This window comes from Afipia sp. GAS231 (genome assembly GCF_900103365.1).
Classification (GTDB): Bacteria; Pseudomonadota; Alphaproteobacteria; order Rhizobiales; family Xanthobacteraceae; genus Bradyrhizobium.
In genome coordinates this window covers 2,895,771-2,920,241 of sequence record NZ_LT629703.1, presented here as the reverse complement: position 1 = coordinate 2,920,241, position 24,471 = coordinate 2,895,771, and the positions used below count along the sequence as shown (strand labels likewise).

The window sequence follows — 24,471 nt, the reverse complement described above, 5'->3', positions numbered from 1 at the left end:
TCCCGGCGAACGCCGGGACCCATACTCCGCGGCGGTTGTTGTTCTGAAGGTCTCTGCGACCGTGCCATCACGAAATGGCACGGCGTATGGGTCCCCGCGTTCGCGGGGACGACGGTGATGGGGAGTGACGCGTGACTCAACCGCTGCTGATCGAACACGACGACGGGGTCGACCGGGTGACGCTCAATCGCCCGGACAGCCTCAACGCGCTCAACCCCGAACTGATCGACGCGTTGAACACCTATTTCCAGGGCCTGCAGCGTAATCGTTCGACCCGCGTCGTGGTGCTGAAGGGCGCAGGCAACGCGTTCTGTGCCGGCCTCGACCTCAAACATGCGATGGCGCGCCGGGCCGGGCAGCAGGAGCCGCCCGGCGTCACCGAGTCCTTGGATTCGCAGCGACGGATCGCCGATATCGTGATGCTGATGCGGCGCTGTCCGCAGCCGATCATTGCGCTGGTGCAGGGCGCGGCGGCCGGCGGCGGATTTGCGCTGGCGCTTGCCGCCGACATCAGGATCGCGACCAAATCCGCGCGGATGAACTGTGCCTTCATCAAGCTCGGCCTTGGCGGCTGCGATATCGGCACCAGCTATTTCCTGCCGCGCCTGGTCGGCGTGTCGGTTGCGTCGGAACTGATCCTGACCGGACGCTTCATCGGCGCCGAGCGGGCGCTTGCCGTCGGTCTCGTTTCCGAAGTGGTCGAGGAAGGCGGGCTCGATGCCGCGGCGGAACCTTACGTCGATGCGATGATGACGGCCTCGCCGACAGGTTTGAGGCTGTCCAAGGAATGCCTCAATATGAGCGTCGATGCCGGATCCATCGAAGCCGTGATCGCGATGGAAGACCGCAATCAGGTGCTGTGCAGCCGCTCGGAAGATTTTGGCGAAGGCATCAGGGCCTTTCTCGAAAAGCGAAAGCCTGTCTATATCAGGCGGTAGGAAAACAAGACAAAGGATCCGCAAAGGACCGTATTCCGGGAGACGCAATATGAGTGGGAATGCAGCCGAGGTGCTGACCAAGCCCGGCTTTCGCAAGATCGAATGGCTGAAGCGCGACATCGACGTCGAACGTCGGCCCGACGGCGTCGTCGTTCTGAAATCGCGAATTCCGCTGCAGGCTTACGAGACGCATATCCCGGCATCATTGGCGAAGTGGGCGAAGCAAGCGCCCGACCGTACCTGGCTGGCGCAGCGCGGCGGTACTGAGCGGCAATGGCGCAAGGTTTCATACGGTGAAGCCAAGGGCACCGTCGACGCGCTGACGCAAGGCCTGCTCAATCTCGGCATTGCGGACGGCCGTCCGGTTGCGATCCTCTCCGGCAATTCGATCGAACATGCATTGATGACGCAGGCCGCGATGCAGGCGCGCCTGCCGGCGGCACCGGTGTCGCCGGCCTATTCGCTGATGAGCCAGGATCATCTGAAGCTCAAATACCTCTTCAACCTGATCAAGCCTGCGGTCGTGATGGTTCAGGACGGCCCGACTTTCGAAAAGGCGTTGAAGGCGCTCGATCTCGCCGGCGTCACCGTCGTGCATGTCGTGCGGCCCTGCGACGGCATCGAAAGCGTGTCGTTTGCCGATCTCGCGGGGACCTCAGTGACCAACGCAGTCGAGGAGTCGATTGCGAAGATCACGCCCGATAGCGTCGGCAAGCTGCTGTTCACCTCGGGCTCGACCGGTATGCCCAAGGCCGTCATCAACACCCAGGAGATGATGTGCGCCAATGCGGCGATGATGATGCAGGTGCGCCCGCGCGATCCGAACGGGCCGATCGCCACCATGCTCGACTGGATGCCGTGGAATCACACCATGGGCGGCAATGCCGCGTTCCATCCGATCCTGGTCGATGGCGGCACACTCTATATTGACGATGGCCGGCCGATGCCGGGTCTTTTCGAGGAGACGTTGAAGAATCTCCGTGACGTCTCGCCGACCTATTATGCCAACGTGCCCGCTGGTTACGCCGCGCTCGCCGCGGCGATGGAAAAGGACGACGCGCTCTGCCGCAGCTTCTTCAAGAACCTGAGCATCATGGCCTATGGCGGCGCGCGGCTGCCGGACGATCTCTACGACCGCATGCAGGCGCTGGCGGTGAAGACCACCGGCGAGCGCATCGTGTTCTATACCGGCTGGGGTTCAACCGAGACCGCGCCAACCGCGACCGGCACCTATTGGGACACCGAGCGCGTCGGCCTGATCGGCCTGCCGTTTCCCGGCGTCGAACTGAAGCTGGTGCCGTGCGGTTCGAAATACGAGCTGCGGCTGCGCGGCATCAACGTCACGCCCGGCTATTTCGGTCAGCCTGAGTTGACGAAGAAAATGTTCGACGAGGAAGGCTTCTACTGCATCGGAGACGCCGGCGTGTTCGTCGACGACAGCGACCCGCTGCAGGGCATCATCTTTGCCGGCCGCGTGGTCGAGGACTTCAAGCTCACAACAGGCACCTTCGTCCATGTCGGCTCGCTGCGCACCGACGCGATCGCGGCCGCCACGCCGGCGGTGCATGATGCGCTGGTCGCGGGACAGGATCGCGAATTCGTCGGGCTTCTGGCCTGGCCCAATCTGCATGCCTGCCGCCAGATCGTCGGCAATGCCGATGCAACGTTCGAGGAAGTGATCAAGCATCCCGACGTCATCGCCTGCGTCAAACGCGGTCTGGAAGCGCACAACACGGCTTGCAAGGGCAGCAGCATGCGGGTCGCCCGCGCGATGCTGATGGCCGAGCCGCCGTCGATCGACGGCAACGAACTCACCGACAAGGGCTACATCAACCAGCGCGCCGGCCTCGAACGCCGCGCCGCGCTGGTCGAGAAGCTGTACGCCGATCGTCCCGGCGAAGACGTCATTGTTTTGAACTGAAACGCACACCAACGCGAGTAGAGCGCCATGAATTTCGATTTCTCCGACGAACAAAAGCAGATGCGTGACGAAGCGAGGAAGTTCCTCGCCGAGAAGTGCCCGCCGAAGGCCGTGCGCGCGGTGCTGGACGGCAAGGCGCCGTACGACAAGGAGCTGTGGAAAGGCCTCGCCGAAATGGGTTTCCTCGGCATTGCAATCCCCGAAGCGTTCGGCGGCGCGGGCGCCGGCCATCTCGAACTCTGCGTGATCGCCGAAGAAATGGGCCGCGCGCTGGCGCCGGTGCCGTTTTCTTCCACGGTCTATCTCGCCGCTGAAGCGCTGATGATCGCAGGAAGCGACGCGCAAAAGCAGAAGTGGCTGCCGAAGATTGCCTCGGGCGACGCGATCGGCACGCTGGCGCTGTTCGAAGGCAAGGGTAATCCGTCACCGGCGGCGATCAAGCTGTCCGCTGCCGGCGGCACGCTGAACGGCACGAAGAAGCCGGTGCCGGATGGCGCGATTGCCGATTTCGCCGTCGTCGCGGCGCGCACGGGATCGTCGGGACGCGATTCCGATATCTCGCTGTTCATTGTCGATCTCAAGGCCGGCGGCGTCGAGGTAAAGTCGCTGACCAATCTCGATCCGACCCGTGGTCAGGCTGAACTCACCTTCAAGAACTGCAAGGCCGAGCCGCTCGGCGCGGCCGGTGAAGGCTGGAGCGTTGTCACGCAGGTGCTCGACCGCGCCGCGGTCTTGCTGGCGTTCGAACAGGTCGGCGGGTCCGACCGCGCGCTGGAGATGGGCCGCGATTACGCACTCGATCGTATCGCCTTCGGCCGTCCGATCGGTTCGTTCCAGGCGGTGAAGCACATCCTCGCCGACATGTATGTCTCGGCGACGCTGGCGCGTTCCAATTGCTATTACGGCGCCTGGGCGCTCTCGACCAACGCCTCGGAATTGCCGGAAGCGGCGGCCGCCGCGCGCATCAGCGCGACGCAGGCGTTCCAGCACTGCTCCAAGAACAACATCCAGGTTCATGGCGGCATGGGTTTCACCTGGGAGTTCGACTGCCATATGTACTACCGCCGCGCCAACGCCACCGCGCTGACGCTCGGCAGCCTGTCGTACTGGGAAGACGCGCTGATCGACCACATGCGCAAACGCAACGCGGCTTGATTGTTACGAGTCATTCCGGGGCGCGGCGGTACGCCGCGAACTATGATGTGCAACTGCACATCTGAGAATCTCGAGATAATAACTTCTGGATTCCGGATCGATCCGCAAAGGCGGATCGTCCGGAATGACGAGCAAGGACAACGTCATGAACTTCGATGACACCCCGCAGGAAGCCGCGTTCCGCGCCGAGGCGAAAGCCTGGATCGGCGCCAATGCGCCGAAGCAGTATGAGGATGAACTACGCAAATCCTCGCTCGGTCGCTCCGCACTCAAGGACGTCAACATTCTCGAAGTCGCAAAAGTCTGGCAGAAGAAGAAGGCTGACGCCGGCTGGGCCTGTCTGCACTGGCCGAAGGAATATGGCGGCCGTGGATCGTCGCCGATCGAACGCGTGATTTGGCAGCAGGAAGAGGGACCGTTCGGCAAGCTCTCCGGCGTCTTCATCATCGGCCATGGCATGTGCGGACCGACCATGATGGCGTTCGCCGGCGAAGAGCAGAAGCGCAAATATCTGCCGCCGCTGGCGTCGGGCGAAAAGGTCTGGTGCCAGTTGTTCTCCGAACCCGCTGGCGGTTCCGACGTTGCCGGCTTGCGCACGCGCGCCGAGAAGAAGGGCGACGACTGGATCATCAACGGCCAGAAGATCTGGACCTCGGGCGCGCACTATTCGGATTACGGCATCCTGCTGACGCGCACCGATCCGACCGTTGCCAAGCACAAGGGCCTCACCATGTTCTTCCTGGACATGAAGAGCCCTGGTGTCGAGGTGCGGCCGATCAAGCAGGCCAGCGGACATTCCGACTTCAACGAGGTCTATTTCACCGACGTGAAGATCCCGGATTCGCAGCGGCTCGGCGCCGTCAATGACGGCTGGAACGTGTCGCTGACCACGCTGATGAACGAGCGCATGTCGATCGGCGCCGGTGTCTCGACCGGCTTTCCGGAGCTGTTCGAGTTCTGCAACAGCCTGATGCTGGAGGATGGTCCCGCGATCGAAGATCCTGGCGTCCGTTCCAAGCTGGCGAACTGGGCGGTAAAGGCGAGCGGGTTGAAATATACCTCGATGCGCGCGATCTCGGCGCTGTCGAAGGGCGACCGTCCGGGTCCGGAAAACTCCATCGGCAAGCTGGTGGCGGGTTCGATGATTCAGGACGTGGCGATGTACGCGCTCGATCTGCAGGGCGCCGCAGGCGTGCTGAGCGGGCCGGAAGACGCCGAAGTCGCCGGAAAATTCCAGGCGATGCTGCTGCGTGCGCCGGGTACCCGCGTCGAGGGCGGTACCGACGAAATCATGCGCAATATCATCGCCGAGCGCGTGCTTGGCCTGCCCGGAGATATCCGGGTCGACAAGGACGTGCCGTTCAACAAGATTCCGACCAAGGGACGCGCGTAACAAGATCGTCATTCCGGGATGCGCCGCAGGCGCAGACCCGGAATCTAGAGGTTGTAAATCGAGATTCCGGGTTCGCGCGATGCGCGCCCCGGAATGACAGAAAGAGGAAGCCGCCATGAACTTCGACGACACCCCGCAGGAAGCCGAATTCCGTAGCCTCGCCCGCAAATGGGTCGAGGCCAACGCGCCGAAAAAATATGAGGCCGAGCTTTCCAAATCCTCACTCGGCCGCATCCGGCTCGAGAAGGAAGAGATCGTCGACGTCGGCAAGGCCTGGCAGAAGAAGAAGGCCGAAGGCGGCTGGGCCTGCCTGCACTGGCCGAAGGAATATGGCGGCCGCGGCGCCACCCCGATCGAGAAGGTGATCTGGCAGCAGGAAGAGGGCGTCTACGGCAAGCTGACGCAACCGTTCCAGATCGGCGAAGGCATGTGCGGTCCGACCGTGATGGCGTTCGGCAGTGAGGAGCACAAACGCCACTATCTGCCGAAGCTCGCTTCCGGTGAACATATCTGGTGCCAGTTGTTCTCCGAGCCGGCCGGCGGCTCCGACGTCGCGGGGCTTCGTACCCGCGCCGAGAAGAAAGGCGACAACTGGGTCGTCAACGGCCAGAAGATCTGGACCTCCGGCGCGCACTATTCGGATTACGGTCTGCTGATCACGCGCACCGACCCCAATGTGCCGAAGCACAAGGGCCTGACGATGTTCTTCCTCGACATGAAGAGCCCGGGCGTCGAGGTGCGGCCGATCAAGCAGGCCAACGGCATGCAGGAATTCAACGAGGTCTATTTCACCGACGTCGTGATTCCCGATCATCAGCGCCTCGGTGCGGTCGGCGACGGCTGGAACGTGTCGCTGACGACGCTGATGAACGAGCGCATGTCGATCGGCTCGCGGCTTGCGACCGGTTTTCCTGAAATGTTCGAGTTCTGCTCCAGCCTGATGACGGAAGACGGCCCCGCCATCGACGACCGCGCCACCCGCTCCAAGCTCGCAAGCTGGGCGGTGAAGGCGAGCGGGTTGAAATATACCAGCTATCGCGCGATCTCGTCGCTCTCCAAGGGCGAGCGGCCGGGTCCGGAAAATTCCATCGGCAAGCTGGTCTCGGGCACGATGCTGCAGGACATCGCAAGCTACGCGATGGACCTGGAGGGGGCAGCCGGCGCGCTGACCGGCGCGGACGAGGAAGTGGCGCACGGCCAGTTCCAGCAGATGTTGCTCAGTTCGCCGTCGATGCGCATCGCCGGCGGTACCGACGAAATCCTGCGCAACATCATTGCCGAGCGCGTGCTGGGCCTGCCCGGCGATATCCGGGTCGACAAGGACGTGCCGTTCAACAAGATCCCGACCAAGGGGCGATGACCATGGACGCTGCGGCAAAGACCAGGTACGCGACCGAAGATCGCATCGGCGTGCTCGAAGAGCTGTTGGGAGAACGCTATTCGGTTCGCGCGTTTCTGCCGCAGCCGGTGCCATCAAAGACCATCGAGCGCGTTCTCGTCGCGGCGCAGCGCACCGCGTCGTGGTGCAACAGCCAGCCCTGGCAGGTGTTGATCGCCAGCGGCGAGGCCAAGGAAAGATTTCGTAAAGCGATCTATGCCGAGGCCGCGTCCGGCGCCAAGGACGACCACGACTTCACGCCGCCGCGCGAATATCTCGGGCCTTATCTCGAACGCCGCCGCGAAAGCGGCTTTCAGCTCTACAACACGCTGGGCATCGTGCGCGGTGACAAGATGGCTTACGCCAAACAGGCGCTGGAGAATTACAATTTCTTTGGCGCGCCGCATGTCGCCGTTATCCACACCGACGAGCCGCTCGGCATCTACGGTGCAATCGATTGCGGCGCCTATGTCGGCAACTTCATGCTGGCGGCGCAGGCGCTCGGGCTCGGCACCATTCCGCAGGCCGCGCTGGCGCGTCACTCCGGGTTGATCCGGCGGCATTTCAAGCTGGCTGATGACCGCAAGGTGGTCTGCGGCATTTCGTTCGGCTTCGCCGACAACGCGCACAAGGTCAACAGCTACCGCACCTCGCGGGCGAGCGTGGCGGAGACCGTGACCTTCGTCGACAAATAAAACACGCGATGGCGTTTTCGATGTCGCGAGGCCAGTCCAGCGCCGTTATTGGCCGGGATAGCGATGCCAGTCCGGCTCGCCCCACTGGGCCGGCCAGAGATCGGCATTTGAACTGCGCACGGGCTGGCTACGGGATGCGGTCACGCGTTCGGCTTTGCGGACGTGGTGGTGTTCCCTCGCCGAGGCGACCTGGAACGTCGCGGTAGCCATCAACGCCACGCCAAGAAGGGTAAGGATTGTCGTTCGCATGGTCGGCTCTCCTGTTAGGACGCATTTCTTCGCGAAAGAAATGTTTCGCGCTGAGCGTCATCGTGCAGGAGATCACGATGCTCTCTCGAATATTCCTGTTGCGGCCATCACGAAGCAGCGAGCGAATATATTGGATATTGGTCACGGCTAATCGCTGACGCTGCTTGAGCGTGATCAGCCGTTCGCCCAAAAACCAGCTGACAGGGGCCGTCGCCGGGTACACACCACCGCGCGCACGTAAAACCCCGATCGCAGGGCGCGATCGGGGTTTTGCGTGTCGTTCAGGCGCGATCAGTAAGCGCAGACATTGACGGTGCGCAGGCGCATGCCGTGACGGGTCTGAATGTACTGCTGCTGATAGCAGTCGCTGACACCGGTGTTGACGTAAATGCCGCCGAAGCCGAAACCGCCATAGCCCCAGCCGTGATGTCCCCAGCCGCCATGAAAACCATGCGCGGAAGCGGCGGAGGGAGCCAGAGCAGCCGCACTGAGGGAGGCGGCGGCGATCAGTCCGAGGGTAACCTTGCGAAGCATCTTAATTCTCCAGTTTGGTGGCGCGAGGCCGTTGTTTCGTCCCTGCCCATCAGTCGGGGCCACCGCGCCCCGCGTTCACACCCGATCTGGAGAATCGTGTTTCAGGAGTGTTTCGTGGGGAACTAGAATCGCGGCGGGCGCTTTTCCGCAAAGGCCTTGATACCTTCCTTGATCTCGGCGCCGCGCATGCTTTCGCGGTGGCGGCGGTCACAGGCTTCCTCGTCGAGCTTGCCGCGGGCAAATTCGTTGATGGCGCGCTTCATGCCGCGCATCGCCTGCGGCGCGTTGCCGGCGAGAATGGCGGCGAGGCGGTCGACCTCCTCGTCGAGCGCTTCCACCGGCACCATCGCGGTGAGGTAGCCGATCCGCAGCATTTCGGGTGCGGTGATCTTCTGCGCGGTCAGAAACAGTTTCTTGGCGTTGTCGACGCCGAGCCGCGTGACGTAGCGCTGAAGGCCGCTTCTGTAGTAGTGCAGGCCGAGCCGCGCGGCCGGCATGAACATTTCGGCGCTGTCGATGCCGATGCGGAAGTCGCAGGCCAGCGCCAGATCGGTCGAGCCGCCATAGACGCCGCCGTTGAGCCGGCAGATGGTCGGCACGCCGAGATCCTCCAGCCGGTTGACCACGACTTCGAACGCGGAGCCCGCGCTCTGTTCTTCCCTGGCGCTGGTGGCGCGGTCGGCGACCGAGTTGAGGTCATAGCCGGCGCTGAAGGCGCGGCCGGTGCCGGTCAGCACCAGCACACGGATGGCGGGATCGGCCTCGATCCGGTCGAACAGCTTCATCAGGTCGCCGAGATCCTCGGTCTGCAACCGGTTCAGATGTTTCGGCCGGTTGAGGCGGATGGTGGCGCGTGCGCCGTTGATTTCGAGAAGCGGCGCGCTCGCCGCCTCGACACTATCGGACATCTCGTTCTCCGTTTTTCTTGTTACTTGTTTTTCGGCTTACTTGTTTTCGAGTGCGCGCCGGTTGGCCTCGGCATCGATGGTCTGGGCCAGATCGGGGTGCCGCGCCATCAGCAGGCGGAAATCGACGAGGTCGAGCACCAGCAGTTTGGACAGCCGCGTGGTGGTGATGTTGGCCGAGCGCAGGTTGTTGCCGAGCAGCGCCATCTCGCCGAAGAACGCGCCCTCGCTCAGCCTCACCTTCTTGCCGGGCAAATCGACCTCGACCTCGCCGGCGGCGATGAAATACATGCAGTCGCCCTGCTGGCCCTTGCGGATGATCATGGTGCGCGGCGGCAGGTCCATGGTGCGCAGCATGTGGGTGACATCGGCGATTGCAGCCGGGCCAAGCGCGGCGAAGAACGGCACCTTGCTGACGGACTCCCAGGTCTTGAGGAAGTTGTCGCGGCGGGTTTCGGCGGCAAAGCCGGTGGCGAGAATACCGGTCCAGAGCCCGAACACGCCGAGGCCGCAGATCATCACCAGTGCCGCGACCAGGCGGCCGGGCAGCGTGATCGGCACCACGTCGCCATAGCCGGTCGTGGTCAGGGTTGCGACCGCCCACCAGAGTGCTGCGGGCACGCTGCCGAAGGTGCCCGGTTGGACGTCGCGTTCGAAGAAATAGACCGCGACCGATGCCAGAAACAGCACCATCAGAAAAATCACCAGCACGCTCAGCAGCGAGCCGGATTCGATCACCAGCACCCGGCGCAATTGCCGCAAGCCCGGAACGCCCGGGACCACCTTGAGCACCCAGAGTATCGCGAGCAGCCATGCCGTCCGCGGCTCCACGCCGCAAGCCAGCGCCAGCGGCACCGCGATCACGGCGGCGGCATCCACCAGCCCGCGGACCGAGAGCGTATAACCCCAGCCGCGCTGCAACGCCCGCGCGTGGCGCAGCCGCACCACCCATTCGAACACGAAGTAGACCCAGCATGCCCACAGCACGGCGTCGACCCAAAGATGCGCCGCCTCGTAGGCGGGCGCGACCGTGAGCAGGACCATGACGCCGACGCCGACCGTCACAGCGACATAGGCCGCCTTGGTCATGTTGCGGCCAGCCGTCTGGGCGGCGAAAAGCGTCAGAGCCGAAAGAACGAGCCGTTTGGGCATAGGATAAGAGGGCGCCTGATCGGTGCTGAAAAAGCGTGGTAGCGGTCATGCCACGGCGTGACCAGTCCGCGCAACGTGCCCGCCTCCGGGGAGGCCGTCAACGACATCGGCTAAACAGCGTTTATCGCCGCCGGGCGTGGGATTGCCTGGGACGGCTTGGCCGCGCCTTGGTATCTCCCTGGGAGCCGAATTTTGCCCGGGTTTGACGAAAATCCCGATAAAACGCAGCTTTTCCTCGTATATCAAAAACGGCCTGCTGACATTACGATAGCGGGCACCGCAACAGAATCGCGAACCGTTCACTTCCCAAACAATTGGTTGGCTCCAATGGATACGTCTCATCTGGCAGAACATGCGGGAACCGCCGGCGCGCTGTTCGCGTCGATCTTCGTGGTCGCCACTACCACGATGCGGACCATGATCCCCTTACGGATCTTCGGCATTCTCGCCAACGTCGTTCTCTTCCTGACGGCCATCCCTGCGCATAATTACCTGGTCATGCTGGTGCAGTCGGTGATGTGCTTCGTCAACTCGTATCGCCTGCACCAGATGCTGCAGCTGGTGCGCGACGTGAAGAAGTCCGTCAACAGCGACCTGTCGATGGACTGGCTGAAACCGTTCATGACCGAGCGCAACTGTACCGCCGGCGAAATGCTGTTCTACAAGGACGAGAAGGCCGAGGAGATGCTCTACATCGTCAGCGGCAAATTCAAGCTGGTCGAGTCCGGCATCGTATTTCCGGTCGGCGCCATCGTCGGCGAACTCGGCATGCTGTCGCCGTCGAAGGTGCGTACCCAGTCGCTGGAATGCATCGAGGCCGGCCTCGTGCTGAGCGTCAGCTACAGCAAAGTCGAGGAGCTCTACGTGCAGAACCCGGCGTTCGGCTTCTATTTTCTTCGTCTCTCCAGCGCGCGATTGTTTCAGAACCTCGAAACGCTGCAGAAGCAACTGACCCAGCTGACGGCCGCGTCCGCGCCGAAGCCCGCCTAGAGGCCGGGAGTAGGGAGCGTGTCGGACCGCGGTATCCTGTCGTCGTTGCGTTACCTGCTCGCCGATGTCATCGGCGACGACGATGCCCCGACGCCATTGCTGCCGGAGGGATTGCCGGAAGCCGTGGTGCCGGTCGCCAGCGACGCCATCCACGTGCTGGTCGACTATCAGGGCACGAGCTACGCCCAGCTCTATGTCGACCGGTTGAAGCGGTTCGTCGGCCGGCGCGGTTTCGATGATGCCGTCTTCGCCGAGGTCGCGCGGTTGATGGCGGCGCGCATGAGCTACGAAGACCCGATCCGGATCGCGCAGCTCACGCTCGCGACGTTCGAAAATTCGCCGCCGATCAACGAGGTCAGGAAATTCCGGATCGACGAATTGGTCGGTGCACTTCCCGCCATTGTCGCCGAACCCGTGCTCGATACGCTCGAATGGCTCGGCTGGCTGCGCCTGCCGGTGTCGATCCGCTTCAGCACGGCAAGCCGATGGGGCATTCGCCGCCTGAAGATCGAGGCGGGGCTGCGGCGGTGGCGATTGTTTTCGGTGCGTTACCCCAAGGAGCGGGCCTGGGTGGAACGCTGGCTGCACATGATCGACCGCAGCCTGACCAAGCAACCTGCTGCCGCGCCCGCCATCGTGCAGACTGCTGACATGATCACCGGATATGGCGATTCCTATCGCCAGGGCCTGGCGGACTGGAGCGCCATCATCGACGGCCTCGCCAAGCCGACCTTCGATGGCGTGCTTGATCTGGCCGATCTCGCTAACGCGGTGACGGAAGCGCGCGCCGCGGTGTTGCCCGATCCGCGGCAGGTAGCGCTCAAGCGCAAGATCGCCGAGATCAGGGCGCGGGTATCGGCCGAGCCGAACGCGGCGTGAAAGCTTACGCGCTCTGCGCGGTCTTCACGACTACGACATTGTCGTCATGTGCGACGGGGTTCGGTGCAGGACTTTGCGCCGCGCCAGGGTTCTGCGGGGTGTGCCGCTTGAGATGCTCGCGGCGCATACCGATCTCGTCGCGGACGAATTCATAGCCGAGCTTGAAGGTCTCCAGCCCGTCGCTGGAAATGGTGCCGTCGCGCAGGCCTATCACAGCGCCGCGCAGGATCGCCTCGAGTTCGTCCTGCAGCTCGTCAAGCCCGTCGAGCGTCTTGGCGTATTCCATCCGCTCGCCAATATCGAGAATGGCGGTTGCGAGTTCGCTGGCCTTCTCGGGCGCCACCCGCGTCACCTTGGTGTAGATGCCGGCAAAGATCGAGCCGATGACGCTCAGCGCTGCCGCGCCCAGGTACATCATGTCGCTGTAGCGATCCATGAACGACTTGGTATCGTCGTTGATATATTCGGCGGCTCCGGCATGGGCTGCGATAAAGGCATCCTTGTCGGTCACCGCCGGTTCGATCTTGCTGGCGAAACCGTCGCTCAGCGCCAGATCGGCCTTGTTTTCGTAGATCAGGCGGGCGAGGTCGCTCATGGTCGTGGTCGACAATTTCGACTGCGCCACCAGCAGCCATTCCAGCCCGATGGTGGTGAGATCGTCGTCCGGGATCGCTGGTGCTGCAGACAGCATGCCGGTCGACAGCGTCTCCTCCGACAGCGCCGGGTATTTCCGGGCCAGCGCTTTCGCCGCGTCGATCGCGTTCAGGGTGAAGCCGCCGCGCTTGGCAAATTGTTCGTAGCTTTTGTCCTTCATGATCTGCGAGGCATGCGCGACCACGACCACGGCGCCGTTGCCGGATGCGAACAGCTTTTCCAGCGTTGAGCCCGGCGGCGCCAACTGCACCCGCGCCGCGGCGTCAGGGCTGTCGGAAAGCTCGAGGATATTGCGGACCAGGGCCGCGCTGCTCTCGCTGTCGGCCATCACAGCGATCTTCTTTTTCTTCAGATCGGCGACGGTCTTGATCTTCTTGTCGCCAGGACTGAGCATCAGCAGCACGTCGTGGTCGAGGATCGCGACCGCGCGGGCGCGCGACGGGACTTTTGCGTCGGTGCGCAGGATCGCAAGGTTGGCTTCCTTGCGGTCGAACGACGCCAGCGCCTTGGCGTTGTCGCCGTGGGGCATGATCTTGAGCCGCAGCCGCGACGTATTGCTCTTCAGGAGCGCCGCCAGTTTGGCCGCGAAGCGCGCCTCGGGGCCGTTGGCCTCGCCGACGGCAAACACCAGCGTCTCGGAATTCCGCAGCCAGGTTCGGCCGCCCCAAACCGTGACCGCGGTCAGAATCAACGTCAGGATCGAAAACAGCACGATCTGCGAACGATTGCTTTTCACCACCCGCGAACGTCGGCGTGGCATTTCCGGTTGCGGCGTGGGGGCTTCAGCGCTCATGCTCGTACCCGAAGGCTCATACCCGATAGGGGACCTCTCGCCGATAAACCGGCGTCGCAGGCCGTCCTAATGAATTCGTAAATACCTAGAAAAGAACGACAATTTTGCCTGTGGGCCGATGATATCGCGCTTCCGACGGAATGCAAACCGCCCCGGCGGGTAACCTTACCGCGAGGACGGCACTCCCTGCGGTATCGCAGTTCAGCCACACCATACGATTTTTGAACTACCCACAGGTGCATTCCGCTCCGGGAGATGTCATAAATACCGGCAACGTTTCGGAAGGTCCGGGTTTAAGAAGACAATTTCGCTGACTGCCTAGATCACGGTTTCTCGCCACCTCGTCAGTCCCAGCAAAAGGGCGTCAGCTTTGTTGTTTCCTTCGATGTCGTCGTCGGTCCCGGTTGGTGCGCTGGTTGGATGGATGTTGCTTCTCACCGTGAAGCACGTCATCGCCGATTTCGTTCTGCAAAATTCCTGGATGGCGATCGGCAAGGATCAAAAGACCGGCTGGGCGCTGCCGCTGCTGGCGCATTGTCTCGTGCACCTCGCCGTGTCGATGATGTTGATCCTGATCGTCGCGCCGCGGTTCTGGTTCGTTGCCCTGATCGACTTCGCCATTCACATCACGGTCGACCGGCTCAAGGGAATCTGCGCCTCGTCGTTCGGCGTCACGCAGGAGCAGGAGCATCCGTGGTTCTGGACGCTGATCGGCGTCGACCAGGCGCTGCACCACCTCACCGGATTCGGCCTGTCGATCTTCATGGCGTCGAACTGAACGCCTTCATGGCGTGGAGCTAACAGCCTTCATGGCGCCGAGCTGACTGCCGTCCGGCAAGGGCAGATCAGCCTGGATCAGACCCCCGCGCGCTCCCAGGCGAATCACGGCCACGGCCGCTCCCGATTCGCCCACAACTGGCAAGTGCCCCGGGACACTACTGCCTCCCTTGGTTAACCTTTCATTAGAGAATTGCAATGCATCTTCCGCATAGGGAGAACCTTCATGTTTTCAAGCCGTGACGCATTCGAGAACGATTTTTGTCCGGTCCGGGATGAACTGCTCGGCGAGATGTACCGCGCCAACGCCAACGGCCTGCCGATGCTGGTCGACAGCGTGAGTTCGGAAGTCCGCGCCATGCTGGCACTGTTCTGCTACCGTCGCAGCCATCTGCACGCGCTGGCCGTAGCCATCGCGGCAAGTTGCACCGAGCGCGAACTGATCCAGTTGGGCGGCCGTGTCGGTTCCACCCTTTATGCGCTGTCGCGCGAACCGGCCGCACGTTCCACGCCCTCGTCGTCCTACGGCCACCGCAAGCCGATCACGCTGTCGACCAAGCCGCTTTCGACCTTTGCGCCGATCGAGGATGAGATCGACGACGAAGATGAAATGGAAAAGGTAACGGCCTAACGCACCGCTGTCGTCCCTTCGAACGCAGGGACCCATAGCCACCGGCCGTTGTAATAGCAGAAGACGTCAGCCATCCTGCCTTATCGATAAATCACGCGGTATGGGTCCCCCGATGTGCAATTGCACATCGGCGTTCGCCGGTACGACGGTGTCATTCACGCCAGCACCGGCAACCCATGCCGCTTCCGCGCCATCGCGCATTCGGGATCGCCGGGCATGCAGGTCCGGCATACCTCGGGCCGCACCGCATAGATCGTGCACGCGGTTGCCTCGCCGACCTTGCCTGACAGCGCCGAGCAGCGGTTGCCGTCGCAGCGCATGCCCGACAGCCGCCCATTGACGAATTCTGGCGGAATCAAATCCAGCGCCGCGTCATCTTCAACGGTGAAGCGCGGCCAGTTTTCCGAATAGCTGCAGCAGGCGCCGCAGCTCTGGCAGGGACTCTCGTTGTCGTTGGCGGGGCCGATGTGATCCATGGCTTCTTCTAGCTGAACGCAGGCCGCAAGGCGACCGTCAGCTATCCACCGTCAGGTATCTTTGGGCGCTTCCCAGACCAGGCTTCGGCGCCATTTCGCCCGCAAGAGGTCGCGGCGCTCCGGATACTTGTCGTCATGGTACACCGCGTCGATGACGCGGTCGGTGCGGAAACTGCGGAAGTCCTTGCGCAGTTCGCACCACGCCGCCAGAATCCGCACCGCCTCGTGATAGCCGATCGCGATCGGCCAGATCGTGCGCTGGCTCTCGCGCCCGTGCTCGTCGCGATAGTTCAGGGTGATCTTCTTGCCTTCGTGGATATTCGACCGCGTCCGCACCATGTCGATGCGGTCGGGCTCCCTGTTCCAGACCGGACGGGCGCGGCTGGCGGGTTCGAGCACGAACGGCCTTAAGCGTTCCGGGACGGTGTCGGCGATCTTCGCCATCAGGTCCTGGGCGGCGCGGGCGAGTACGGGATCGGCGTGTCCCGCCACCCATTGCGCGCCGAGCACGGCCGCCTCGATTTCGTCGGGCGTCAGCATCAGCGGCGGCAGGTCGAATCCCTTCTCCAGGATGTAGCCCATGCCGGCTTCGCCGCGGATCGGCACCCGCTGTTCGATCAGGGTGGCGATGTCGCGGTAGATCGTCCGCTTCGAGGTTTCCAGCTCGGCCGCGATCGCATCCGCCGTCAGCGGTTTTCGGGTGCGCCGGAGCACCTGAATGATCTGAAACAGCCGGTCGGCACGCCTCATGGCAGCTCTCTTTTCCTGGAGGTCTCTTTTCTTTGGGCACCCGGCCGATGCTGACAGCATGTTGGCAGCAGGGGTCGCGTAGATAAGGACAACATCTCAACTGAAGGGAATTTGTCCATGACGATTTTCAGCGAATTCGGCTTCCGGAGAAGCCGCTATCCCCTCCTGGATGCTCAGTATTTCGCACTGGAGCATCTGGTTTCCATCCACGCTACGACATCAGACCTGCGCTGGGCGATGCTGGAACTGGTGTTGCGTTCATTCACAGCAATGTGCGGCCTCGCGCAAGGGCAGTTGGCCCTGTTGGTCTGCCGAATCCGCCGCGGCAAGCGCTGCCTCGCGCGGCGGCTCGATGCTGCTGACACCATGGTGGCAGCAGGGGGTCGCTAGGGTCAGGCACGTTTTGAAAGTTCGGGAGACCAGCATGATTACGCTTTATGGCTTCGGCGCCGGGTTCGGCCTGCCGGAAATCAGCCCCTTTGTCAGCAAGACCGAAGTCCAGCTCAAAATGGCCGGTCTGGCCTATCGCAAGGAGAAGGCAAGGCCGCCGGCCTCTCCCAAGGGGCAACTGCCCTATATCGTCGACGACGCCGAGACCATCGCCGATTCCACCTTCATCCGGGCGCATCTCGAGGGCAAATACGGTTTCGATTTCGACGCGCCGCTCAGCCTGCAGGCACGCGCGCAGGCCTGGGCGTTCGAGCGGATGATCGAACATCACATCTATTGGGCGCTGGTCGGCGCGCGCTGGGTCGACGCCGAGAACTTCGCCAAGGGACCGGCGCATTTCTTCGATGCCGTGCCGGCGCATCAGCGCGAAAAGCTGCGCGAGGACGCGCAGTTTCGCGTCGCCGAGAACTATCTGCTCAGCGGCCTCGGCCGCCACGCGCCGGAAGAGGACGTCGACCTCGCGGTCCGTTCGCTGTTTGCTCTGTCGGTGCAGCTTGGCGACAAACCGTATTTGATGGGCGATACGCCGTGCGGCACCGACGCCACCGCGTTCGGTGCGCTCGCCGGAATTTTGACGCCATTCTTCGAGTCGCCATTGCGGCAGCGGACCGAACGGTTCGCGAACCTTACCGCCTATGTCGACCGGATGATGCTGCAATACTATCCGGAATTCGCCTGGGCGCCGCTGCAGGAAGCCGCCTGACGAGCGCGAGCACGGTCTGGTAATCAGAACCGGGCTTGCCGTGCCGCGCGTCGGCTCTATGCCGGCAGGAGGCCCGCCACGCGATAGCTATCGATCAACGCGTCGTAGAGCGAGATATCCGAGCGGCTCCTCGCTATGAGCTGGGCGCCGGCGACAGCGGCGAAGATTGCGCGAGCCCGCTGTTCGCTTTCCCCGGAATTGACCACGGCCGCAGCGGACAACATCCTGGTCAGCCACGCGACATTGACATCGGCAAAGGCCTGGACCTCCTTCTTCACTGCTTCCGGCAGGTCATCATATTCGGCAGCCATGAAGCTGCAGAGGCACATGCGATTGTCACTCTCGAGCGATTTGCGAAAAATATCGGGATACTGCTGCAGGCAGCGGAATGGATCCGAGGTTTCGGCCAACATGGAGTCGAGTTCAGCCGCTGTGTCCTCCCAATAGCGCCGCGCGACCGCTACGCCGAGATCAGCCTTGCTCGGGAAATGATGGTAGATACTCGCGGCCTTGATGCCGACTTGGTCCGCGAGTTCGCGGAAATTCAGGCCGCTATAGCCATGCGCCTGTGCGGTCCGTCTGGCCGCCGCCAGGATCGCTTCCTTGGAACTTACACTCATTTCAGTGCCTTACACCCTCGCCGGGAACCATTTCGCCGGGAACTATCTACCAAGTGATAGATAGGACTTGATCGAGGGAAATAAAGGCCTATGTCAAGCCTACCAAGTGGCAGGTAGCACTGCCTCATAACCAGACAGGTATACAGCCATAACCAAAGAGATCATTTTTTCCGACGCGACCAAGCTGGCCGAACTGATCCGCACCAAGGCGGTCTCGCCGGTCGAGGTCGTGCAGGCGCACCTGGATCGCATCGCGGCGGTGAACCCCAAGATCAACGCGATCGTCCTGCTCGCGGACGGTGCGCTCAAAGCTGCAAAGGCGGCGGAGGCCGCGGTGTTGGCGGGCGACGAACTCGGCCCGCTGCACGGCGTACCCTTTACGGTGAAAGACTCGATCGACACTGCTGATGTTGCGACCCAGCGTGGCTCTCCGATCTTTAAGGGGCGCGTTCCCGACGTCGACGCGACGAGCGTCGCGCGCATGAAGAAGGCAGGCGGCATCCTGCTGGCGAAGACCAACCTTCCCGAATTCTCCTACTGGATCGAGAGCGATAATTTGCTGTCCGGCCGGTCGAACAATCCCTGGGACGTGACCCGCACGCCGGGCGGTTCGAGCGGCGGTGAATCGGCGGCTATCGCGGCGGGCATGTCGCCGATCGGTCTCGGCACTGATCTCGCCATCTCCGTGCGCGGGCCGGCCGCACAAACCGGCATTACCTCAATGAAGGCGACCCATGGCCGCGTGCCCATGACCGGCATCTGGCCGCGCGCGCCGCGCCGCTTCTGGCATGTCGGGCCGATGGCGCGCTCGGTTCGCGACATCGCGCTCGCCTTCTCGCAACTGGTCGGGCCTGACGGCCAGGACGCGTTTGCCACCAGCACTGTCCGGTTCGATGCGGGCATCGGCCGCCAGCCCTACCGCCAGCTCCGGGTGGGCTGGATGGTCGGACCCGGCTTCGGGCCAGTCGATCCCGAGGTGGCGGCGACCGTCAAGGCCGCGGCCGAGGCGCTAAAGGACATCGGCGTATTTGTCGAGCAGGTGCGCATCCCGGCGCTGGAGCGCGATTTTCCCCTCGACGTGTTCAACCGCCTCCATGTGATGGAGATGAAGCCCGCCTTCGCCGAGGCGACGGCCGGCCATGAGAACGAAATGTACAAGATGGCCAAGACCATGCTCTCGCTGCCTGACACGTCGATGAAGGACTATATCGACGCCGAGCAGGCGGTCGAGCGGCTGCGCGACGGCTATGCCGACTACTTCTCGCGCTACGACGCGCTGATTACCCACGTGCTGCCGATCCCGGCCCACAAGCATGGCGTCGAGGAGTTCATCATCGACGGCCAGACCGTGGACGCTACCTACCTCCAGGGCGCGACCGTGCCGCTCAATGTCACCGGCTTGCCCGGCCTGTCGATGCGGTTCGGTACGAGCAAGGAAGGGCTGCCGATTAACGTGCAGGTCGTCGGCAAGTGGCAGGCGGAGTCTACCATCCTGCACCTGGCTTCGCTGCTCGAAAGCATCAGCGCCGTACGGAACCTGCATCCGAACCTCTGACGACTACGGAGCGCCGGCATCGTGCGAGCGCGCAGCGATGCCGGCGCGCTCGGCCAGGCAAGGGAACGCTCATCCCGATCGTCTTCCCAATTCATTCTGACGACACCGATCGGGACGAGGCAGCCATTGGGTTCCTCGATGGCACAAGAAGAAACACAACGAAGGTTCTGTTCGTACTCACATCGCACGATCAGCTGGCCCAGACCGGTTCTTCAATGCCGCCAATTCCGCTTCCAGTTCTGCAATTCTGCCATCGCGCGCGGCGAGCGCCTGCGCCACGTCCCCGGCATCGAACTTCTGCGGAATGTGCTGCGGGCAGTTGGTGTCCCAGGCCGAAATCCTGAACAGAATGACTTGCTCGGGCCGTGCCTTGTAGCCCTTCGGCATCAAGGCTGCCGTCAGCGCCGGATCGTCGTCGACGACGCGAGCTTCACCCCAGATCTTGACGCGACGGCGATGCGTATAGTCCATCACGAAGATATGCGCCTTCGGATTCTCTGACAGATTGCCTTGCGTGATGTACTGCCGGTTGCCGCTGTAATCCGCGAACGCAATCGTGTTCTTGTCGATGATCTTGACGAAGCCCTTCGGCCCGCCGCGGTGCTGAATATAGGGCTGGCCATCGGCCGTGGCGGTCGCCAAATAAAAGCTGTTGGTTTCGGCCAGGAAGCCCGCCAGCTTTTCATCGATCTCGGTGCGCCAGCCACCACTCTGTTCGACCTGGGCGTAGCCGTCGCGCGATCCCTTGCGGGTCTGGATCGCTTTCACCGCCGGGGTGAAGGCGACGTCGCTGGAAAAGGTCTGGTTGGAAGAAGCGTAAACGTCTGACATCCGAGCCTCCTGAAAATTCAGGCCGCGCCAAGCGGTCGTCTTGGTCCTGAAGATGGACTTTCCCGTAATTTAAACAATCTGACGTATTGACACTTCACTGTTGCAATATATGAAATAATCGATGGACCGGATCGACGCGATGCAGGCCTTTGTGGCCGTCGCCGACCTGCAGGGGTTCGCCCCCGCGGCGCGCAAACTCGGCCTGTCGCCTTCCGGCCTGACGCGGTTGATTGCCGCGTTGGAGGAGCGGCTCGGCGCGCGGCTGTTGCAGCGGACCACGCGCTCGGTGACGCTGACCGACGCCGGCAGCCGCTATCTGGAGCGCGCCCGCCGGATTTTGGCCGATGTCGAGGAGGCCGAAAGTGCTGCCGAGGGCGAACGAACCAGGCCTGGCGGCCGGCTGGTGGTTTCGGCGCCGCTCGGCTTCGGGCGCCTCCACGTCAGCCCGGTCGTGTCGGCCTATCTGGCGCGCTATCCGGATGTCGCGGCCGACCTGCGGCTGTCGGACCGCATGGTCAATCTGGTGGAAGACGGCGTCGATCTCGCGGTCCGGATCGGCCATCTGCCGGATTCTACGCTTGTCGCGCGTCAGGTCGGCGAGATGCGGCGGATCGTCGTGGCCTCCAAAGATTATCTCAAACAGCGCGGCGAGCCGAAGACGCCGCAGGAAATTGCCGCCCACAACATCATCCAGTTCGGCGCGATGACCGCGGGTCCGGACTGGCGCTTTGTCGAGGGTGGCCAGGAGATCCGCATCGCGGTGACGCCACGCTTTTCCAGCAACAGCTCCGATGCCGCGATCCATTATGCCGAGCAGGGCGGCGGGTTGACCCGGGTGATGGCCTATCAGGCGGCCGCATCACTTAGAGCGAAGCGGCTCGGAATCGTGCTGGAAAAGTTCGAACTCCCGCCCGTGCCGATCCACATCGTCTATCCGACCTCGCGGCTGCTGTCGGCCAAGGTCCGCACCTTCATCGATCTCGTCGCCGAGACGATCGATTGGCATTTCGGCTAGGACAACGGCGCTTTCTTCGGCACCACGCGGAACGTTCCGTTGGCGCGCGCAATGATGACGTCGTCGGCTTTGATCAGGCTTTGGGCAAAGCAGATCGTGCTACCGGTCTTGATCACGTCGCTCTCGACCGCAAGCCATTGCCCGACCTCTGCGGTACCGACGAAATCGACCGCCAGCCCGATCGTCACCAGCGACGACACACCGCCCATTTTATGCGCGCAGCTATGGCCCATGGCGTTGTCGGCAAGTGCTGCGATCAGCCCGCCGTGAATCAGGCCGCGGCCGTTGGTATGCGGCCTTGCGAGTCGCAATCCGATGATCACGGCGTTGTCGGTTCGCTTCGAATAAAGCGGCTCCCAGGGTTCGGTGAGCGGGCTCTTCCGCAGGTGAGGCTCGAAGCCTGCGGGAATGTCGGTAGCAGTCATCTGCAGCTCGCGTGTTGACGATATCTCTCGCCACTAAACGCCATTCGCGCGCGAACCGCATCGCCTACAAAGTTTTAAACGGGATTTCGGCGGGTGTTTGAAATGGTTTCACCATTTGGCTCGCAATGACGGCGTTCTCTAAAACGGCAGCCCGACGTAATTCTCCGACAGCGACGCGGACGCGGCTTTCGAACTGACGAGGTAATCCAGCTCGGCGATCTGGATGCGCGCGCCGAATTCGCCCTCGTCGGGGAACTTGTGCAGCATCGACGTCATCCACCACGAAAACCGCACCGCTTTCCACACCCGCGCCAGCGCCCTGGCCGAGTAGCCGTCGATGCCGGCGGAGGACTTTTCGTCATAAAATTCCCGGAACGCCTGCGAGAGGTAATGCACGTCGCTAGCGGCAAGGTTCAATCCCTTGGCGCCGGTCGGCGGCACGATGTGGGAGGCGTCGCCGGCCAGAAACATCCGGCCGAACCGCATCGGCTCGGCGACGAAGCTGCGCAGCGGCGCGATGCTCTTCTCGATCGAGGGGCCGGTGACGAGTTCGTCGACCGCCTTCTGGTCCAGCCGCCGCTTCAGTTCGTCCCAGAACCGGTCGTCCGGCCACTGCGCGATATCGTCGTCGAGCGGGCACTGCAGGTAGTAGCGGCTGCGATGGGTCGAGCGCATCGTGCACAACGCAAATCCCCGCGCGTGATTGTTGTAGATCAGCTCATGGCTGACCGGCGGCGTTTCGGAGAGGATGCCGAGCCAGCCGAACGGATAGACCCGCTCATAGGTCTGGATCGCCGACGGCTTGACGCTGGCGCGGCTGACGCCGTGAAAACCATCGCAGCCGGCGATGAAGTCGCATTCGATGTCGTGGGTAATGCCGTCCTTGACGTAGCTGACGCGCGGACGGTCGGAATCGAAATCATGCGGCTTGACGTCGACGGCCTGGTAGACCGTGGTGAGGCCCGCCGCCTTGCGGGCGTTCATCAGGTCGAGCGTCACTTCGGTCTGGCCGTAGATCATGACGGTCTTGCCGGTCGCGGCATGCATGTCGATGCGGTGCCGCGCGCCGCCGAAGGCGAGCTCGACGCCATGGTGGACCAGCCCCTCGTGGTGGGCGCGCGCACCTGCGCCGACCTCGTCGAGCAGCGCCACGGTGCCTTCCTCGAGCAGGCCGGCGCGGATGCGGCCGAGCACATATTCGGGGGTCTGGCGCTCGACAATGATGTTGTCGATGCCGTAAAGATGAAGAAGTTGCCCAAGCAACAATCCGGCCGGACCTGCCCCTATGATGGCTACTTTCGTGCGCACCGGCGTGCTCCCATGGTCTAATGCCGCAGGCGCGGCCGCTCTTGCAATGATAATTATATCATATAACAATTTTCGCAAAGGCGTTGCAAAACAATGTTTCGCTGCGCCGCACCGCCGGAGCGTTCCGGGATGAAAGCAGGGGGAAGCCAGTTTCGGTTACGGCGACCGCCGCAGCGCGCAATGTCCGGCTTGAAAAACCGCGCAATCTATATAACATGTTAATTAATGAGATCGGCGCCTCGAAGCCCGGCTCCATCCACCAAGGGAGAATATGTCGATGAGGAAAGCGTGTTTGGCGTTGCTGCTCGCCGCCAGTGTGACGCCTGCGTTGGCGCAGGAAAAGACCTTCGAGCTCAAGCTGTCGCACTGGGTGCCGGCGTCGCATCCGCTGCAAAAGGCCCTGGAGGACTGGGGCGCTGCGGTCGAAAAGGAATCCGGCGGCACCATCAAGTCCAAGGTGTTCCCGGCCCAGCAACTCGGTAAGGCGTTCGACCATTACGACATGGCGCGCGACGGCATCGCTGACGTCACTTACGTCAATCCCGGCTATCAGCCCGGCCGGTTTCCGATCATCGGCGCCGGCGAATTGCCGTTCCTGATGTCGGACGCCAAGGGTGGTTCGATGGCGCTCGATGCCTGGTATCGCAAGTACGCCGAGAAGGAGATGAAGGACGTCAAGTTCTGCCTCGCCTTCATCCATTCGCCGTCGTCATTTCACTCGCGGCTGAAAAAGGTTGTCGTGCCCGATGACGTCAAGGGCATGAAGGTTCGCCCGGCGCACGCCACCATGGCGAATTTCATCACCCAGCTTGGCGGCACCAACGTGCAGTCCTCGGCGCCGGAAGTCCGCGACATCATCGAGCGCGGCGTTGCCGATGCCGTCACCTTCCCGTGGGGATCGCTGGTGCTGTTCGGCATCGACAAGGTGACGAAGTATCACATGGACGCGCCGCTCTACGTCACGACGTTCGCCTTCGTGATGAACAAGGACAAGTACAACCAGATGTCCGACCGCCAGAAAAAGGCGATCGACGACAATTGCAACACCGAGGCGGCCGGCCGCGTCGGCGAACCCTGGGGCAAGTTCGAGGACGCCGGCATCGAGAAGGTGAGGGCGCAGGAAGGCCACGAGGTCTACAAGCTGACGCCGGAGCAGACCGCGCTGTGGAAGAAGGCGTCCGAGCCGCTGGTCAAGACCTGGGGCGAGGGCGTCAAGAAGACCGGCGTCGATCCGGACGCGGCGATGGCCGAACTTCGCGCCGCGCTGACCAAATATAACGCGCTGGCGCAGTAG

At 62.8% G+C, this 24,471-nt stretch carries 26 protein-coding genes; 15 read left to right on the top strand and 11 right to left on the bottom strand.

Annotated elements, in window-relative coordinates; translation table 11 throughout:
* The first annotated feature begins 131 nt into the window (after positions 1–131).
* The 6 genes from BLS26_RS13900 to BLS26_RS13875 all read left to right on the top strand — a co-directional run bounded on the left by BLS26_RS13900 (position 132) and on the right by BLS26_RS13875 (position 7,480).
* Entirely contained in the window at positions 132–938 is an 807-nt protein-coding gene (locus tag BLS26_RS13900; RefSeq protein ID WP_092511927.1) for an enoyl-CoA hydratase/isomerase family protein, read from the top strand.
* A 49-nt stretch (positions 939–987) separates the two neighbouring features.
* Positions 988–2,859, top strand: coding sequence for an AMP-binding protein (locus tag BLS26_RS13895; protein WP_092511925.1), 1,872 nt, complete (start codon positions 988–990; stop codon positions 2,857–2,859).
* A gap of 27 nt (positions 2,860–2,886) precedes the next feature.
* Positions 2,887–4,014 (top strand): acyl-CoA dehydrogenase family protein, encoded by a 1,128-nt coding sequence (locus BLS26_RS13890; RefSeq protein WP_092511924.1) that lies wholly within the window; start codon positions 2,887–2,889, stop codon positions 4,012–4,014.
* Positions 4,015–4,159: 145 nt separating this feature from the next.
* Positions 4,160–5,407 (top strand): acyl-CoA dehydrogenase, encoded by a 1,248-nt coding sequence (locus BLS26_RS13885; RefSeq protein ID WP_092518034.1) that lies wholly within the window; start codon positions 4,160–4,162, stop codon positions 5,405–5,407.
* A gap of 115 nt (positions 5,408–5,522) precedes the next feature.
* Complete coding sequence (locus tag BLS26_RS13880; RefSeq protein ID WP_092511922.1) at positions 5,523–6,767, top strand: acyl-CoA dehydrogenase; 1,245 nt, start codon at positions 5,523–5,525, stop codon at positions 6,765–6,767.
* A gap of 2 nt (positions 6,768–6,769) precedes the next feature.
* Positions 6,770–7,480 carry a nitroreductase gene (locus tag BLS26_RS13875; RefSeq protein ID WP_092511920.1) on the top strand — a complete coding sequence of 237 codons (711 nt, stop codon included), beginning with the start codon at positions 6,770–6,772 and terminating at the stop codon, positions 7,478–7,480.
* 45 nt (positions 7,481–7,525) lie between these two features.
* Here the strand turns inward: BLS26_RS13875 and BLS26_RS13870 are convergent, their stop codons facing one another.
* The 4 genes from BLS26_RS13870 to BLS26_RS13855 form a co-directional block, all read right to left on the bottom strand.
* Entirely contained in the window at positions 7,526–7,729 is a 204-nt protein-coding gene (locus tag BLS26_RS13870; RefSeq protein WP_092511918.1) for a hypothetical protein, read from the bottom strand.
* Between the two features lie 291 nt (positions 7,730–8,020).
* Positions 8,021–8,263, bottom strand: coding sequence for a hypothetical protein (locus BLS26_RS13865; protein WP_092511916.1), 243 nt, complete (start codon positions 8,261–8,263; stop codon positions 8,021–8,023).
* Positions 8,264–8,385: 122 nt separating this feature from the next.
* Positions 8,386–9,171 (bottom strand): enoyl-CoA hydratase/isomerase family protein, encoded by a 786-nt coding sequence (locus tag BLS26_RS13860; RefSeq protein WP_092511915.1) that lies wholly within the window; start codon positions 9,169–9,171, stop codon positions 8,386–8,388.
* Positions 9,172–9,207: 36 nt separating this feature from the next.
* Positions 9,208–10,320: a cyclic nucleotide-gated ion channel gene (locus BLS26_RS13855; RefSeq protein WP_092511913.1), complete on the bottom strand. Its 1,113-nt coding sequence runs from the start codon at positions 10,318–10,320 to the stop codon at positions 9,208–9,210.
* Positions 10,321–10,647: 327 nt separating this feature from the next.
* On the opposite strand from BLS26_RS13855, the gene BLS26_RS13850 reads away from it, so the two are divergent.
* Positions 10,648–11,310, top strand: a complete 663-nt coding sequence (locus tag BLS26_RS13850; RefSeq protein ID WP_092511911.1) for a Crp/Fnr family transcriptional regulator — start codon at positions 10,648–10,650, stop codon at positions 11,308–11,310.
* 18 nt (positions 11,311–11,328) lie between these two features.
* Positions 11,329–12,189 (top strand): DUF6537 domain-containing protein, encoded by an 861-nt coding sequence (locus BLS26_RS13845; protein ID WP_092511909.1) that lies wholly within the window; start codon positions 11,329–11,331, stop codon positions 12,187–12,189.
* A 4-nt stretch (positions 12,190–12,193) separates the two neighbouring features.
* Here the strand turns inward: BLS26_RS13845 and BLS26_RS13840 are convergent, their stop codons facing one another.
* Positions 12,194–13,636, bottom strand: a complete 1,443-nt coding sequence (locus BLS26_RS13840; RefSeq protein ID WP_092511907.1) for a TAXI family TRAP transporter solute-binding subunit — start codon at positions 13,634–13,636, stop codon at positions 12,194–12,196.
* A 424-nt stretch (positions 13,637–14,060) separates the two neighbouring features.
* On the opposite strand from BLS26_RS13840, the gene BLS26_RS13835 reads away from it, so the two are divergent.
* Positions 14,061–14,414, top strand: coding sequence for a DUF3307 domain-containing protein (locus BLS26_RS13835; RefSeq protein ID WP_172804602.1), 354 nt, complete (start codon positions 14,061–14,063; stop codon positions 14,412–14,414).
* Positions 14,415–14,639: 225 nt separating this feature from the next.
* Entirely contained in the window at positions 14,640–15,044 is a 405-nt protein-coding gene (locus tag BLS26_RS13830; protein ID WP_092511903.1) for a hypothetical protein, read from the top strand.
* Between the two features lie 155 nt (positions 15,045–15,199).
* Here BLS26_RS13830 and BLS26_RS13825 read toward each other — a convergent pair whose 3' ends face one another.
* The gene (locus BLS26_RS13825; RefSeq protein WP_092511901.1) at positions 15,200–15,520 is read right to left on the bottom strand and encodes a YkgJ family cysteine cluster protein; all 321 of its coding nucleotides are present in this window, start codon (positions 15,518–15,520) and stop codon (positions 15,200–15,202) included.
* A gap of 51 nt (positions 15,521–15,571) precedes the next feature.
* Positions 15,572–16,270: a YafY family protein gene (locus BLS26_RS13820; protein ID WP_092511900.1), complete on the bottom strand. Its 699-nt coding sequence runs from the start codon at positions 16,268–16,270 to the stop codon at positions 15,572–15,574.
* Positions 16,271–16,387: 117 nt separating this feature from the next.
* On the opposite strand from BLS26_RS13820, the gene BLS26_RS13815 reads away from it, so the two are divergent.
* Both BLS26_RS13815 and BLS26_RS13810 read left to right on the top strand, forming a co-directional pair.
* Complete coding sequence (locus BLS26_RS13815) at positions 16,388–16,660, top strand: hypothetical protein (RefSeq protein ID WP_092511898.1); 273 nt, start codon at positions 16,388–16,390, stop codon at positions 16,658–16,660.
* A gap of 34 nt (positions 16,661–16,694) precedes the next feature.
* A complete protein-coding gene (locus tag BLS26_RS13810) occupies positions 16,695–17,423 on the top strand; it encodes a glutathione S-transferase family protein (RefSeq protein WP_092511896.1) in 729 nt (242 codons plus the stop codon).
* A gap of 56 nt (positions 17,424–17,479) precedes the next feature.
* Here BLS26_RS13810 and BLS26_RS13805 read toward each other — a convergent pair whose 3' ends face one another.
* A complete protein-coding gene (locus BLS26_RS13805) occupies positions 17,480–18,043 on the bottom strand; it encodes a TetR/AcrR family transcriptional regulator (RefSeq protein ID WP_092511895.1) in 564 nt (187 codons plus the stop codon).
* A gap of 148 nt (positions 18,044–18,191) precedes the next feature.
* Here BLS26_RS13805 and BLS26_RS13800 point away from each other — a divergent pair, with 148 nt between their 5' ends.
* Entirely contained in the window at positions 18,192–19,598 is a 1,407-nt protein-coding gene (locus BLS26_RS13800) for an amidase (protein ID WP_092511893.1), read from the top strand.
* Positions 19,599–19,775: 177 nt separating this feature from the next.
* On the opposite strand, the gene BLS26_RS13795 is transcribed toward BLS26_RS13800, so the two are convergent.
* On the bottom strand, positions 19,776–20,429 hold the full coding sequence (locus BLS26_RS13795; RefSeq protein WP_092511891.1) for a pyridoxamine 5'-phosphate oxidase family protein: 654 nt from the start codon (positions 20,427–20,429) through the stop codon (positions 19,776–19,778).
* 121 nt (positions 20,430–20,550) lie between these two features.
* Here BLS26_RS13795 and BLS26_RS13790 point away from each other — a divergent pair, with 121 nt between their 5' ends.
* Positions 20,551–21,444, top strand: a complete 894-nt coding sequence (locus tag BLS26_RS13790; protein WP_092511889.1) for a LysR family transcriptional regulator — start codon at positions 20,551–20,553, stop codon at positions 21,442–21,444.
* Here the strand turns inward: BLS26_RS13790 and BLS26_RS13785 are convergent.
* Together BLS26_RS13785 and pobA are read right to left on the bottom strand one after the other, a co-directional pair.
* Positions 21,441–21,869, bottom strand: a complete 429-nt coding sequence (locus tag BLS26_RS13785) for a PaaI family thioesterase (protein ID WP_092511887.1) — start codon at positions 21,867–21,869, stop codon at positions 21,441–21,443. The two genes, BLS26_RS13790 and BLS26_RS13785, sit on opposite strands and share 4 nt — an antisense overlap.
* 138 nt (positions 21,870–22,007) lie before the next feature.
* Positions 22,008–23,177 carry a 4-hydroxybenzoate 3-monooxygenase gene (gene pobA, locus BLS26_RS13780; protein WP_092511885.1) on the bottom strand — a complete coding sequence of 390 codons (1,170 nt, stop codon included), beginning with the start codon at positions 23,175–23,177 and terminating at the stop codon, positions 22,008–22,010.
* A 277-nt stretch (positions 23,178–23,454) separates the two neighbouring features.
* On the opposite strand from pobA, the gene BLS26_RS13775 reads away from it, so the two are divergent.
* Positions 23,455–24,471: a TRAP transporter substrate-binding protein gene (locus BLS26_RS13775; RefSeq protein WP_092518033.1), complete on the top strand. Its 1,017-nt coding sequence runs from the start codon at positions 23,455–23,457 to the stop codon at positions 24,469–24,471.